General features: G+C 68.0%; 15 protein-coding genes. 7 read left to right on the forward strand and 8 right to left on the reverse strand.

Going from position 1 to position 13,302, the window contains the following annotated elements:
* The first annotated feature begins 150 nt into the window (after positions 1 to 150).
* The 3 genes from FFS09_RS24170 to FFS09_RS24180 all read left to right on the forward strand — a co-directional run bounded on the left by FFS09_RS24170 (position 151) and on the right by FFS09_RS24180 (position 2,389).
* Positions 151 to 1,059, forward strand: a complete 909-nt coding sequence (locus tag FFS09_RS24170; protein WP_137921494.1) for an RNA polymerase sigma-70 factor — start codon at positions 151 to 153, stop codon at positions 1,057 to 1,059.
* Between the two features lie 83 nt (positions 1,060 to 1,142).
* Positions 1,143 to 1,604, forward strand: coding sequence for a carboxymuconolactone decarboxylase family protein (locus tag FFS09_RS24175; RefSeq protein WP_137921495.1), 462 nt, complete (start codon positions 1,143 to 1,145; stop codon positions 1,602 to 1,604).
* A 32-nt stretch (positions 1,605 to 1,636) separates the two neighbouring features.
* Positions 1,637 to 2,389 carry an SDR family oxidoreductase gene (locus FFS09_RS24180; RefSeq protein WP_137921496.1) on the forward strand — a complete coding sequence of 251 codons (753 nt, stop codon included), beginning with the start codon at positions 1,637 to 1,639 and terminating at the stop codon, positions 2,387 to 2,389.
* Between the two features lie 16 nt (positions 2,390 to 2,405).
* Here the strand turns inward: FFS09_RS24180 and FFS09_RS24185 are convergent, their stop codons facing one another.
* On the reverse strand, positions 2,406 to 3,419 hold the full coding sequence (locus FFS09_RS24185; RefSeq protein ID WP_137921497.1) for a bestrophin family protein: 1,014 nt from the start codon (positions 3,417 to 3,419) through the stop codon (positions 2,406 to 2,408).
* A gap of 99 nt (positions 3,420 to 3,518) precedes the next feature.
* On the opposite strand from FFS09_RS24185, the gene FFS09_RS24190 reads away from it, so the two are divergent.
* Positions 3,519 to 4,211: an enoyl-CoA hydratase/isomerase family protein gene (locus FFS09_RS24190; RefSeq protein ID WP_137921498.1), complete on the forward strand. Its 693-nt coding sequence runs from the start codon at positions 3,519 to 3,521 to the stop codon at positions 4,209 to 4,211.
* Here FFS09_RS24190 and FFS09_RS24195 read toward each other — a convergent pair.
* The gene (locus FFS09_RS24195; RefSeq protein WP_137921499.1) at positions 4,205 to 4,441 is read right to left on the reverse strand and encodes a SlyX family protein; all 237 of its coding nucleotides are present in this window, start codon (positions 4,439 to 4,441) and stop codon (positions 4,205 to 4,207) included. The genes FFS09_RS24190 and FFS09_RS24195 overlap by 7 nt on opposite strands.
* Before the next feature lie 167 nt (positions 4,442 to 4,608).
* On the opposite strand from FFS09_RS24195, the gene FFS09_RS24200 reads away from it, so the two are divergent.
* Positions 4,609 to 5,088: a hypothetical protein gene (locus FFS09_RS24200; RefSeq protein ID WP_137921500.1), complete on the forward strand. Its 480-nt coding sequence runs from the start codon at positions 4,609 to 4,611 to the stop codon at positions 5,086 to 5,088.
* A gap of 6 nt (positions 5,089 to 5,094) precedes the next feature.
* Here FFS09_RS24200 and FFS09_RS24205 read toward each other — a convergent pair whose 3' ends face one another.
* The gene (locus FFS09_RS24205; RefSeq protein ID WP_252374501.1) at positions 5,095 to 5,679 is read right to left on the reverse strand and encodes a glycine zipper 2TM domain-containing protein; all 585 of its coding nucleotides are present in this window, start codon (positions 5,677 to 5,679) and stop codon (positions 5,095 to 5,097) included.
* Positions 5,680 to 5,832: 153 nt separating this feature from the next.
* On the opposite strand from FFS09_RS24205, the gene FFS09_RS24210 reads away from it, so the two are divergent.
* Positions 5,833 to 7,911 carry a catalase gene (locus FFS09_RS24210; protein ID WP_137921501.1) on the forward strand — a complete coding sequence of 693 codons (2,079 nt, stop codon included), beginning with the start codon at positions 5,833 to 5,835 and terminating at the stop codon, positions 7,909 to 7,911.
* 3 nt (positions 7,912 to 7,914) lie between these two features.
* On the opposite strand, the gene FFS09_RS24215 is transcribed toward FFS09_RS24210, so the two are convergent.
* The 4 genes from FFS09_RS24215 to FFS09_RS24230 are packed head-to-tail and all read right to left on the reverse strand — an operon-like array spanning position 7,915 to position 10,946.
* Positions 7,915 to 8,832: a thiamine phosphate synthase gene (locus FFS09_RS24215; protein ID WP_137921502.1), complete on the reverse strand. Its 918-nt coding sequence runs from the start codon at positions 8,830 to 8,832 to the stop codon at positions 7,915 to 7,917.
* On the reverse strand, positions 8,829 to 9,638 hold the full coding sequence (locus FFS09_RS24220) for a thiazole synthase (RefSeq protein ID WP_137921537.1): 810 nt from the start codon (positions 9,636 to 9,638) through the stop codon (positions 8,829 to 8,831). The genes FFS09_RS24215 and FFS09_RS24220 overlap by 4 nt, the downstream gene beginning before the upstream one ends.
* A gap of 13 nt (positions 9,639 to 9,651) precedes the next feature.
* On the reverse strand, positions 9,652 to 9,849 hold the full coding sequence (thiS, locus tag FFS09_RS24225) for a sulfur carrier protein ThiS (protein WP_137921503.1): 198 nt from the start codon (positions 9,847 to 9,849) through the stop codon (positions 9,652 to 9,654).
* A 17-nt stretch (positions 9,850 to 9,866) separates the two neighbouring features.
* Entirely contained in the window at positions 9,867 to 10,946 is a 1,080-nt protein-coding gene (locus FFS09_RS24230) for an FAD-dependent oxidoreductase (protein ID WP_137921504.1), read from the reverse strand.
* Between the two features lie 35 nt (positions 10,947 to 10,981).
* On the opposite strand from FFS09_RS24230, the gene thiD reads away from it, so the two are divergent.
* Positions 10,982 to 11,821 carry a bifunctional hydroxymethylpyrimidine kinase/phosphomethylpyrimidine kinase gene (gene thiD, locus FFS09_RS24235; RefSeq protein WP_137921538.1) on the forward strand — a complete coding sequence of 280 codons (840 nt, stop codon included), beginning with the start codon at positions 10,982 to 10,984 and terminating at the stop codon, positions 11,819 to 11,821.
* A gap of 110 nt (positions 11,822 to 11,931) precedes the next feature.
* On the opposite strand, the gene FFS09_RS24240 is transcribed toward thiD, so the two are convergent.
* Entirely contained in the window at positions 11,932 to 13,248 is a 1,317-nt protein-coding gene (locus tag FFS09_RS24240) for a purine-cytosine permease family protein (RefSeq protein WP_137921505.1), read from the reverse strand.
* Positions 13,249 to 13,302 lie beyond the last annotated feature (54 nt).

The raw sequence follows: 13,302 nt of genomic DNA on the forward strand, positions 1-13,302 counted from the left end.
CGCGGTGTTGAGGGGACGGGGAGTTTTATAGGAGGACCGGGGCGGGACAGTGGCGAAGCATTTCAGTGTAGGGCCTCGGTCCCGATGGCAGTAGAGTGGACGGTTGCCACCCCGGTGTCACAACGCCGATGCGCTATCCGTCTAACCGCCATGAACGACACCACCCTCGACACCTTTCGCCGCCTGCGCCCGCGTCTGCACGGCATCGCCTACCGCATGCTCGGCTCGTCCGCCGAAGCCGAAGAGGTGGTGCAGGACGCCTGGCTGCGCTGGCACGAGAGCGCCCACGACGGGCTGGACAGCGCCGAGGCCTGGCTGGTCACCATCACCACGCGGCTGGCCATCGATCGGCTGCGCAGCGCCAAGGTGCAGCGCGAGCACTACGTGGGCACCTGGTTGCCCGAGCCGCTGATGTCCGAGGCCATGTCGCCCTCGCCCGAAGACATGCTGGAGCGCGCGGACGACGTGTCGGTGGCCTTTCTCACGTTGCTGGAACGCCTGTCGCCCGAGGCGCGCGCAGCGTTCCTGATGCGCGAGGTGTTCGACGCCGACTACGGCGAGGTGGCCGAAGCGCTGGGCAAGAGCGAAAGCGCGTGCCGTCAGATCGTGCACCGTGCCAAGGCGCAATTGCAGGACGAGCGGCCACGCCACGTGGTGCCGCGCGAGGCGCAGCTGCGTTTGCTGCGTGGCTTTGCCGATGCGGCCGCGCGCGGCCAGTTCACCGTCCTCAAGAACTTGCTGGCAGAAGATGCCCAGCTGATCGGTGACGGCGGCGGCATCGTGCCCAGCTTCGGCGTGCCACTCGTGGGCGACCGGCGCATCGCACAGCTCTTCTACGCCACGCACCGGCGCTTTGGCGATGCGGTGCGTTACGAGGTGGTGGTGCTCAATGGCCGGTGGGGTTTGCTGCGTTTCATCGGCAACACGCTGGAAGCGGCACAGTCGTTCGAAACCGATGGGGAGCGCATTCTCACGCTGCATGTGCAGCGCAACCCCGACAAGCTCGCCCGCATCGCCGCCGCGCTCGGTCGCGACACGGGACCTGTGCCGAAGCCCTGAAAAAAAATACGGGGCGCTGTCACAAACCGGAGAGCTGTGCCGTCTTGAGTGTGTATCCCAACCACTCTCATCAAGACAACACCATGCACAACGCTCCCCGACTCCCCTGGATCCAGATTTCCCCCAAGGCCTACCAGGCCATGGCCGCCGTCGGCGCCACCACCGCCACCTCCTCGCTCGGCCCCATCTTGATGGAGCTCGTGAAAACGCGCGTGTCGCAGCTCAACGGCTGTGCCTTCTGCGTCGACATGCACGTGCGCGACCTGCGCAAGCACGGCGAAACCTGGCAGCGCATCAACAGCCTGTGCACCTGGCGCGAAGTGGGCCTGTACAGCGCACGCGAACGCGCCGCCTTCGACTGGGCCGAGAGCATGACGCGGCTGGTGGAACACCACGGTGCGCGCGACGCCGAGTTCGACGCGCTCAAGGGCCAGTTCAGCGATCAGGAGATCGTCGAACTGAACTGGGTGATCGCCCAGATCAACGCCTGGAACCGCATGGCCATCGGCATGTGCGCGCCCGTGGTGGAAAAAGACATCGCCTGAAAGAACCCACATCCCGTCAAGGAGCACACACCATGCACATCGTCATCCTCGGAGGCAGTGGCCTCATCGGCAAACAAGTCGCCGCGCAATTGCGGCAGGCGGGCCACCGCGTCACGCCCGCATCACCGTCCACCGGCGTCAACGCCGTCACCGGCGAGGGCCTGAGCCAGGTTCTCGGTGACGCGGACGTGGTCGTGGACGTGACCAACTCGCCTTCGTTCGAGGACGAGGCCGTGATGCACTTCTTCCGCGCCTCGACGCAGAACCTGCTGGCGGCCGGCGCCCGCGCGGGCGTGCGCCACCTGGTGGCACTGTCGGTGGTGGGGTCGGAGCGCGTGCCCGACAGCGGCTACTTCCGTGCCAAGATCGCGCAGGAGGCGCTGATCAAGGCCGGGCCGGTGCCCTACACCATCGTGCGCGCCACGCAGTTCTTCGAGTTTCTGATGTCGGTGGCGCACGTCAACACCGAAGGCCAGACGGTGCGCCTGCCGTCTGCACTGCTGCAGCCCATCGCCTCGGCCGACGTGGCCGCCGCGCTCGCCGACGTGGTGACGCAACCGCCGCTCAACGGCACCCGCGAAGTGGCGGGTCCCGAGGCCATCCCGCTCGACGAGCTGGTGCGCCGCGTGCTGGTGGCGCAGCACGACGAGCGGGTGGTGGTGACCGATCCCGACGCGCGCTATTTCGGCAGCCGCCTGGACGACCGCTCGCTGGTGCCTCAGCAAGCGGCCACGTTGGGTGCCACCTCGCTCGCCCAATGGCTGGCGAGAACCGCCGTCGCGTGAGCGCGGCGGTTCAGGTTCAGAGCAGGATCTGCTGCTGAGGGGCAGGCGCGGGCACCTGGCCGGCGTCCTCGCCCAGCATCTCCCTGAACTCGTGTTCGATGACGCGGCACAGGTGGGTGATGGGCACGTCGTTGGCGCCGCCTTCGAATGGGTTCTCGGTGCTTTCGCCCACCTGGTCCAGCGACATGTACATCCACGACACCAGCACGCTGAACGGCACCGAGAGCCACACCATGTGGCCCGCCAGCAGGCCCGTCACGCTCTCGTTGAGGCGGTCGAATTCGCGCACCAGGCAAAACGGCAGCAGCAAGGCAAAGCACCAGACGAACAGCGTGTTGATGGTGGCGTACTGGCGCGGATAGGGAAAGTTCTTGATGCGCTCCACGCGGCTGTGGTGGTCCAGAAGCTCCTTGATGGTTTTCTGCAGCTCGGCGTGGTACAGCGCCGCGATTTCCTGTCGGGCAGACAAAGCCCGCAAGTCCTCGCTTTGCAACGCGAGCAACAAGCCGCCCTTGTTCGCGGCGCCCAGGACCTGTTGCAAGTCCGCTTCGCTCAGCAGACCTTGCAATTCGGCGTCGAGCGAGACGCTGTGCTCGTGCACGGTGAAGTACTTCTGGCGGTACTCCGCGTTGGCGCGGCTGTTCGCGGATTCCCACACGCGCGGCAGGCGCAACTGGTGGCGCAACACCGCCAGCCAGGCCAGGTGGCGGTGGAGGAGCACGGGAAACATGGCGGCGTTGGTGGGAAGCATGCGGCAGGTGAGACCCCAGTACCGGCTCGCGCCCACGATCGATGACCACACCTGCTGGGCCTCGACGGTGCGCTGGTAGGTCTGTGCGTTCTTGAAGCCCACGATGAACGAGGTGGCCGTGCCCAGCAACACCGCCACCGACCAGGGCGCGGCGATCCAGGTGAGGCCGAACACCTGGTACAGCGTGGCCGGGATGGCGGCCAGCACCAGGAGGATGTAGGTCTTGCGCCGTGTCCAGTCGAGAAACTCGGCGAGGGTGTAGGACTTGGTGATTTTCATGGGGATGTTGGGACGTGGCGTGGCAGGGGTTGACGCCCACAAGACGGTTGAGCGCTGCGTTTTGTGACAGCGCCGGGCGCGGGCGTGTACGCTCCCGGCATGCACCTGATCCAGACCTTTGATGCCGGCGTGCTCGAACTCTGCCTGAACCGGCCCGAACGCCTCAATGCGCTCACGCTCGCCCTCGCGCGCGACCTGCTCCTGGCGGTGCAGGCCGGCGTGGCCGATCCGGCGGTGCGCGTGATCCTGATCCGCGGCGAAGGCCGTGCGTTCTGCGCCGGCAAGGACCGCGACGACCCGCCCACGCCCGCCTTCGTTGACACCCTGCAGGCGCTCGCCGCGGCACTGGTGCACGCGCCGCAGCCGGTGGTAACGGCGGTGCACGGCTGGGTCGTGGGCGCGGGCCTGGAGCTCATGCTCAACGGCGACCTGGCGGTGGCCGCGCGCGGCACGCGCTGCGTGTTGCCCGAGGTGAACGTGGGCCTGTTCGGCACCGGCGGCGTGGCCGCGTTGCTGCCGCGCCTGGTGGGTTTGCAGAAAGCCAAGGGCCTGCTGATGCTGGGACAGGAGATCGGCGCGGCCGACGCCGAGCGCTGGGGCCTGGTGTGGCAGGTGGTGGACGACGAGGCGCTGGCGTCGCACGCGCGGGGCCTGGCGCAGCAGCTCGCGCGCAGCAGCCCGCGTTTGCTGGCCGAGGTGAAGCAGCTCGTGCACCGCGAACAGCTCGGTGATTTCGATGCCACGCTCGCGCGCGAAACGCAGGTGCATGCGCGCCTGACGCCTGCTCAGTAGTGCGGCGGTAGCTCGTCGCGCGGGTCGCGCACCCCACCGGCCGCGGGCTCGGGCTCGCCGCGTTGGCGCAGGCGGCTCACTTCGCGCAGCAACAGGTCGATCTGCTCCTGTTGGCGCGCCACCAACTGGTTGAGGCTGTCCAGCAAGTCTTCGGCGTAGCTGGCCTTGATTTCGACGTCCATGAGGCGCTGCTCGGTGTGTTCACCGTGGGAATGGGGAGTGGCTGTCATGCCCCTATTGGACGACATCCGGGGACATCCCCGGGATGTGTGATGCAGCGCACAGACAGGGCCATGAACTTGGACCATTCTGCGCCTCGATCCGCACATGGTGTGCGGGCTATGCCTTGCAGGGGAAACGCATGCCTCATGTTGAAACGGTCATTGAATCAACGCCCGTGTCCTGGTTTCCTGAAACGGTGCTCGAACCGCGCCCTTTGCCGGGGTACCCGAGCGATGCCGTGTCGCCGTGTCAATGGTTGTCGACCGAAGCGGCCTTTGCCGACACGGGTGGGCTGGTCAGCGGCAACGAATTGGCCGAACTCATCCGCAGTCGATGTCGGCTCAGGCAGGCGTCTGAACCCGTAGCGTTGGTGGCGCGCTGGATTTCCTTCAAGAATGTGGTGTCGCTCGACAGTCCCTGGGGGCTCATGCTGCCTGTGTTTCAGTTCGATCTGCCGCGCGCAGCGATCCACCCCGGTGTGCTATTGGTGTTGTCCGAATTGAAGGGCGTGCTCGACGACGCCGAACTCGCGCTCTGGTTCGTCACACCCAACGAATGGCTCCAGGAGGCAAGGCCGGTCGAGGGCTTGAACAGCCACCTCTCGGCCGTACGGCAAGCCGCCCGCACCGACCGTTTCGTGGCGCTGGGCGGCTGAGCGCGCTCAGATGCGCGGCTCGCCGTTGCCGTTGACGAGGATGGTGCGTCCCGGCGGCGAGGTCATCTGCACCGAGTGCTGCACGCCCCGGAAGGTGTAGGTCACGTCCCAGTACTCCGGCGCGTTGCTGCCCACGTTCGTGCAGCGCTGCACCTCGCGCGTCTGCGGGCTGCCGCGGCCCACGTTGGAGCCCACCGCCGCGCCCGCCACCGCTCCGCCTACCGTGGCAATGTCGCGACCGGTGCCACCACCGATCTGGTGGCCGAGGATGCCGCCCACGACGCCGCCGATGATCGCGCCCGGCACACTGCGCCGCCGCTCCACTTCTTCGCGCTCCATCCAGCACTGTTGTCCGCCGCTGGGGCCGACCACGGCGCGGGCCGACGTCACCGGGGCTTCGTACAGGGTTTCGTTGTCGCGACGGCGGTAGTCGCCCATCGGGGCCTGTTGGACCGGGCCTTGGTACACGGTGGATGGGGGGTACCGGTGCGGCGGCTCGGACGTGCCGCAGCCCGCCAGGCCTGCGGCGGCGAATACCGCCAGCAGGGCATAACGGTGGCGGGCGATGAACGGGGTCTGTCGGGTTTTCATGGTGGCTCCTTGAATGTGTGTGACAACGGATTCGTGCATGCCAATCTGCGCCTCGCCGCGTCGCCGGTCTGTGCGTTGCAGCACCGACGTGTGGCGCGCCGGGTTCAATACTTTGTTTTTGTGCCCATCCACGATCGCCCGAGGAGCAACCCCATGAAAAAGCGGAAACAAGATGACACCGGTCCTGACGCCCACCTGGGCACGGGCGGTGAATTGCACCAGCACGCCCATGCCGAGCACCCGCCGCTGACCACGCAGCAAGGCATACCGATCTCGGACAACCAGAACTCGCTGCGCGCCCACCCGCGTGGCCCCACGCTGCTGGAAGACTTCGTGCTGCGCGAGAAGATCACGCACTTCGACCACGAACGCATTCCCGAGCGCATCGTGCATGCGCGCGGTTCGGCTGCGCACGGCTTCTTCGAACTCACCGATTCGTTGAGCGATGTCACCACCGCCAAGGTGTTGACCGAAGTGGGCGTGCAGACGCCGGTGTTCACCCGCTTCTCCACCGTGGCCGGTGGCGCGGGCTCCGTCGACACGCCACGCGACGTGCGCGGCTTCGCGGTCAAGCTTTACACGAAGGAAGGCAACTGGGATCTCGTGGGCAACAACGTGCCGGTGTTCTTCATCCAGGACGCGATGAAATTTCCCGACGTCGTCCACTCGGTGAAGATGGAGCCGGACCGCGGGTTTCCGCAATCGGCTTCCGCGCACGACACGTTCTGGGACTTCATCTCGCTCACACCGGAGTCGATGCACACGGTGATGTGGATCATGTCCGACCGCACCATCCCGCGCTCCCTGCGCATGATCGAAGGCTTCGGCGTGCACAGCTTTCGCCTGCTCAACGCGGCGGGCGAGTCGACCTTCGTGAAATTCCACTGGCGGCCCAGGCTGGGCATGCAGTCCACGGTGTGGGACGAAGCGGTGAAGCTGGCCGGCGCCGACCCCGACTTCCACCGGCGCGATCTGTTCGACACGCTGGACGCGGGCGGCGTGGCCGAATGGGACTTCGCGGTGCAGCTGTTCACGCAGGAAGAAGCCGATGGATTTCCCTTCGACCACCTGGACCCCACCAAGCTCATTCCCGAGGAGCTGGTGCCGCTGCGCGTGATCGGCCGCATGGTGCTGGACCGTTGGCCCGACAACTTCTTTGCCGAGACCGAGCAGGTTGCCTTCTGCCCCGCCAACCTCGTGCCCGGCATCGACTTCTCCAACGACCCGCTGCTGCAAGGGCGGCTCTTTTCTTACCTCGACACGCAGCTCTCGCGCCTCGGTTCGCCCAACTTCACGCAGATTCCCGTCAACGCGCCCAAGTGCCCGTTCGCCCACCACCAGCGCGATGGCCACATGCAGACCGAGCAGCCCAAAGGCCGCGTCAACTACGAACCCAGTTCGCTCGCACCCGACTCGCCGCGCGCCGACCCGAACGCCGGCTTCAAGAGCGCGGCGGTGGACGAAGGTGGTGTGCGCGGCCGCGTACGCGCCGAGAGCTTTGCCGACCACTACAGCCAGGCGCGCCAGTTCTTCATCAGCCAGACCGAGATCGAGCAGTCGCACATCGCGTCCGCCCTGGTGTTCGAACTCTCCAAAGTCGAACACGTGCACGTGCAGCAGACCATCGTGGGCCACTTGCGCGTGATCGATGAAAGGCTGGGCCAACGCGTGGCCGATGGCCTAGGGATGGACAAGCTGCCACCGGCCGCCCATCCCGCGAAACCGGTGCAGAAGCTGCCGCCGTCGGCCGCGCTGAGCCTCATCGGCAACGCCAAGGACACGCTCGAAGGCCGCTGTATCGGCATTCTGATGGCCGACGGTTCGGACGGCGCGGTCATCTCGGCGCTGAAGAAGGCCGCGCAGGCCCAAGGCGCGCGCGTGAAGCTGGTGGCGCCCCGCGTCGGCGGTGTCACGCTGGCCGACGGCAAGCACCAGGCGGCCGACGGGCAACTGGCCGGCACACCGTCGGTGGTGTTCGATGCGGTGGCGCTGGTGCTCTCCGAAGACGCGGGCCGCAAGCTGTGCCGCGAAGCCGCGGCGGTGGACTTCGTGCGCGATGCCTTCGGTCACCTGAAAGCCATCGCTACCGATGCGGGCGCGCAGGCGCTGCTGCAAGCCGCAGGCATTGAACCCGATGCGGGCGTCGTCCGCGCGGACGACGTGAAGGCCTTTTTGAAGGCGGCCACCACGCGCCAGTGGGTGCGCGAGCCGAAGGTGCGCACCTTGGCGTGACGCTCAGGCGCCGAGCGCCGCCTTCCACTCGGCCACGGCCGCGTCCAGATCGTCCGCCGCCATCAGCGCGCGCACGACACCCATGTTGCGCACGCCAGTGGCCACCACCGACGCCACGTTGTTCAGGTCGATGCCGCCAATCGCCATGTGTTCCACGTCGCGCAGCAGCGGGGCGTACATGCGCAGCCGTCCCGTGCCCTGTGGCGCGGTGGCCATCTGCTTGAGCGTGGTGGGGAACACCGCGCCCATGGCGATGTAGCTCGGGCTGTGGCGCTCGGCGATGAGCATCTCGGCGTAGCCGTGCGTGCTCAGGCCCAGGCGCAGGCCGGCTTTGCGGATGGCGTCCAGGCTTTCGGTGCTCATGGCCTCCAGGTCTTCCTGGCCCAGGTGCACGCCATGCGCGCCGGCATCAATGGCTTCCCGCCAGTGGTCGTTGATGTACAGGCAGGCGTCCGTGCCCTTCACGCCCTCGACGGCGGCGCGCACCTCCTGGCGAATGGCCTGCGCGTCGCCCGACTTGAAGCGCAATTGCACCGTGGGCACACCCGCGCGCGCCATGCGGATGGTCCATGCCGCGTCGGGCATGACCGCATAGAGCCCGATGGGGCGGGGGACGCGCGCGTAGGCGTTGTCGCGCGGGTAGGGCGCGATGTCGAAATCGGCGGGCTCGTCGGGCCAGTGCGCGGGGTCGAACTGGCCGGTGCGCCGCGAGCGCTTGGACCAGGCGCGCGCCACGCTCAGCGCGTCGGCATCAATGAAGCCGAGTTCGTGGCAGGCCTGCAGCGCGGCGGTGAACACCGGGTCGTCGGACGCGGACGCTGGGGCCACCGCGTTGGCGGGCACAGGCAAGGCCAGCGTGGCGCGGTGGGCATCCACGATGGCCTGCGCCATCGCCTCGGTCGATGTGATGGTGGTGGTCATTCGTGGTGCCAGAAAGGGGTGCCCATCACGGGCGTGCTGGGCTGTGCGCTGTCTTGCGGTTGCATCGCTCCCGAGCGGAAGGCGGCGCGGCCGGCGCGCACCGCATCGGCGAACGCGCCGGCCATGTCCACGGGCGATTGCGCGAGCGCCACCGCGGTGTTGAGCAGCACGGCGTCGAAGCCCCATTCCATCACGGTGCAAGCGTGCGAGGGCAGGCCCAGGCCAGCGTCGACGATCAGCGGCACGTTCAGGCGTTCGCGCAGCAGGCGCATGGCGTACGGGTTCACGGGGCCACGGCCGGTGCCGATGGGCGCGGCCCAGGGCATCACCGCCTGGCAACCCACGTCCACCAGGCGCTGGCATAGCACCAGGTCTTCGGTGCAATACGGCAGCACCTTGAAACCGTCGTTGATGAGCTGGCGCGCGCAGTCCACGAGGTTGAGCGTGTCGGGCTGCAGGCTGTAGTCGTCGCCGATGAGTTCGAGCTTGATCCACGGCGTGTTGAACACCTCACGCGCCATCTGCGCGGTGGTGATCACCTCTTGTGCGGTGTGGCAGCCAGCGGTATTGGGCAGCACCGGCACGGCCAGCTCCTGCAGCAGCTTCCAGAACGCCGCGCCGGCCTCGGGCTGCGCCGCACCCTGGCGCCGCAGCGAGGCGGTGAGCATCGCGGGCTGCGAGCGTTTCACGGCGGCTTCCAGCGTGGCGGGCGAGGGGTAGCGCGAGGTGCCCAGCAGCAGGCGGCTGGCGAAGGTTTCGCCGTAGAGCAGCAACGGGTCTTCGTGCGCGAGCGGGGTGGTGTTCATGTCCATGGCAGTCTCAACCTCCTGTGATGGGGGCAATGATTTCGATGCGGTCGCCGTCGTTCAGCTGGTGCTGCGCGTACGCGGTGCGCGGCACGAACTGCAGGTTGACGGCGGCGGCGAACACGGCCGGCGGCTCCCACACGCGCAGTGCGTCGGCCAGCGTGGCGTTGTCGGGGAGTTCGCGCGGCTCCTGGTTGATGAGCACGTTCATGTGAGAGTTCCGTTCCTTCATCGGATGATGGCCAGACCGAGCGTCTGCGCCAAGGGCGAGTGGCCTTGGTCCATGAGTTCGAGCGCGGCGTCCAGGACGGCGGGCGCGATCATGAAGCCGTGGCGGTACAGGCCGTTGATGGACATTCTGCGCGGTGCGGTCATGCGCAGCGCGGGCAGGTTGTCGGGCAGGGTGGGGCGCAGCTGCACGCCCAGTTCGACGATGCGCGCTTCGCCAAAGCCCGGGTGCACGGTGTAGGCCGCGCTGAGCAACTCCAGCGTGGAGCGCACGCTGACGGGGGAGAGGTCGTCGGACTCGATCTCGGTGGCGCCGATGACGAACAGGCCGTTCTGCTTCGGCGCGATGTAGAGCGGGTAGCGCGGGTGCACGAGGCGCGTGGGGCGCGAGAGGCTCACGCCCGGTGCGAGCACACGCGCCACTTCGCCGCGCACGCCGCGCAGCGCGCTCCATTGCGGCTGCGCGCCCAGGCCGCGGCAATCGAACAACCAGGCGTCGGGGCCGGGGTCGACCTCGTCGGGGGTGCGCGCCGTGTGCCAGCGCACGTCCACGCCCAGCACCTGCATCTGGTGCGCAAGCGCGGCGAGCAATTCGCGGTTGTCGAGCTGGCCTTCATCGGGCAGGTACAGGCCTTGTGCGAAGCGGTGGGCCAGTGCGGGTTCGAGCGCGGTGAGCGCGTTGGCTTCCAGGCGTTGCGCTTTCGGCAGTGAAGGCAGGGCGGCGCTGGTGCGCGCGAGCTGGCCGGCGAAGCGCTCGGCCTCGGCCGCGTCCTGGCGGTGCCAGAGCACCAGCGTGCCTTGTTGCTGGAAGAACACGGGGCGTTCGAGCGTGGCCAGCAGTTGGGGCCAGCGCGTGAGTGCGTGCTGGCCCATGCGCACCACGTTGAGTTCGGTCACGGCCGATTCGGCCAGGGGCGCGAGCATGGCCGCGGCGACGTGGGCGGCTGCGTGGTGGGCTTCGGGGCCACCAGCGTCGTAGACCTCGACCTTGTGGCCGCGTTGCGCCAGCGCGCAGGCGAGCAAACGGCCCATGAGGCCGGCGCCCAGGACGATCGCATCGGGTTGGCTGGAAAGATTCATGCGAGGCCTTCGGCGCTGCCACAATGCGCGCCATGATGAGCAAAGAACCGCAACGCTACACCCGTGTCCTGTCCATCGCCGGTTCCGACAGCGGCGGCGGTGCGGGCATCCAGGCCGACCTGAAAACCTTCGCGGCGCTGGGCTGCTACGGCATGACCGCCATCACCGCGCTCACCGCGCAGAACACGTTGGGCGTGAGCGGTATCCACGGCGTGCCACCCGAGATGCTCAAGGCACAGCTGAGCGCGGTGCTTGACGACATCGGCGTGGACGCGGTGAAGATCGGCATGTTGCACGCCCCCGAGATCGTGCACACGGTGGCCTGGGCGCTGAAGCACTACGCGGTCAAGCAGGTGGTGCTCGACCCGGTGATGGTGGCCACCAGCGGTGACCGCCTGATCGCGTCCGAGACGGTGCAGGTGCTGGTGGACGAGTTGTTCCCGCTGGCCACGGTGGTCACGCCCAACCTGGACGAGGCCGCGCTGTTGTTGGGCCGGCCCATCACCGGTGCGCACGAACTCGACGCCGCCGCGCGCGACCTGCTGGCCATGGGCACGCAGGCCGTGTTGCTCAAGGGCGGTCATTTGCCCGGCGACGAGGTGACCGATCTGCTGGTGACCAGCGCGGGCGTGTCGCAACGCCTGAGTTCGCCGCGCATCGCGAGCCGCAACACGCATGGCACGGGCTGCACCTTGTCTTCCGCGATCGCGGCCTACCTGGCGCTCGGCGAACCGCTCGATCAGGCCGTGGCGAAGGCGCGCAGCTACATCCTGCAGGCCATCGCGCAAGGGGCCGACGTGTACACCGGCGCTGGCCACGGTCCCCTCAACCATGGGCACGCGCCTGTGGCACAGCACAAGCGCAAACGGAACTGACACCCCCCGCGTCGCCTTCGGCGCTACCCCGCTGGAAGGGGGGCGACACCTGAGGCCCGGCAAAGCCGGTGCCTCGGTGTCTCTGGGCTGTGCTGTCTCGTTCATGCGGGTCAGGCGTTGGCCGGGGTGAACCCGGTGGCATTGCGCGGCCGCGACAGCGCGGCCAGCACGAAGGTCAGTGCCAGCGTGGGCAGCGCCGAACCCCACTCGGGCGCATAGACCCGCAGCACGTGGTACGTGGCGATGCCCAGCACCCACAGTGCGGCCGCACTCCAGTCCACCGAACGCTGCGCGCTCGTCGCCTGCGCCCCCGTGCCCAAGCGGCCGAGGATCACGCCGTACAGCGGCACGAACACGGAGCTGAGCAACAGCAGGAAGGGTTCGAGCGTGTGGATCGGCAGCACCAGCGCGAGCGCGGTGCAGACCGCGGCAAAGCCCAGGCCTGCGGCGCGGATGCTCCAGCGCGGGCGCAGGCTGTGCAACGAGACCGCACCGGAGTGCGCGTCGCCGTACGCGTTGTCCATTTCGTCGAGCAGGATCAGGCCCAGCGCGATCAGGCCACCCTGTGCGAGCAACAACGCGCCCACGAGGTTCGTGCCCGGCTCGACGGTGCTGACCACCATCACGCCCAGCGCGTAGCACCAGATGTTGGCCAGCGCATAGCCCAGCCAGGTGCCACCCAAGGTGGTGGCGGCGCGCTTGCCGTGGCGCGCGTAGTCGGCCACCAGCGGCAGCCAGGACACGGGCATGGCGATCACCAGGTCCATGGCCGAGAACAGGCCCATGCCGCCCGCGCCGGGGCGGTTCCAGAAGGCGTCGAAGCCTTGTGCCTGCAGGCGCATGCCGAACTGCCAGGTGAGCCAGACCAGCGAGGCGATCACCAGGGGCAGCGCGAAGCGGCTCACGAAACGGCGCACCAGCGTGAGCATGGAGCCGGCCATGAGCGCGGTGAGCACACCGCCCCACAACAGCGTGGCCAGCAGCTTGCCGCTGGTGCCGTCGAGCAGGCCACCGGGTTCAGCGCCCAGCGCCTGCCGGAGGATGGCGACCGTGCCCTCCTGCATGATCACGAGTTCGAAGGTGGTCCATCCCAGCAGCTGCGCGATGTTGAGCAGCACCGGCAGGCGCGCGAAGGCGCTGCCGTAGGTGGTGTGCATCAGGCCCGCGCTGGACAGGCCGGTCTGGCAACCCAGGCGCGCGGTCCAGGCCAGCAGGCCCGCGCCGATCAGCGAGCCCAGCACGATGGCGATGAGCGCGTCGCGCGTGCCCACGGCCGGCACCAGGTAGGCGCCGATCTGCATGACCAGCAGGCCCGTGCCCAGGCTGAACCAGAGCGCGGCGTGTTCATGGAAGTGGAAAACCCGGTTGCCTTGTGGCACGGGGGTGAGGGCCTGGTTGGCCGGGGCGGTGGAATGGTCGGATGCCATCAATTTGCTCCATGCAAAGTTGAGGCAGGTGGGCTGGGCCAAAACCCCCTGCTA

It is taken from the genome of Hydrogenophaga sp. 2FB, assembly GCF_005503365.1.
Taxonomy (GTDB): Bacteria; Pseudomonadota; Gammaproteobacteria; order Burkholderiales; family Burkholderiaceae_C; genus Hydrogenophaga.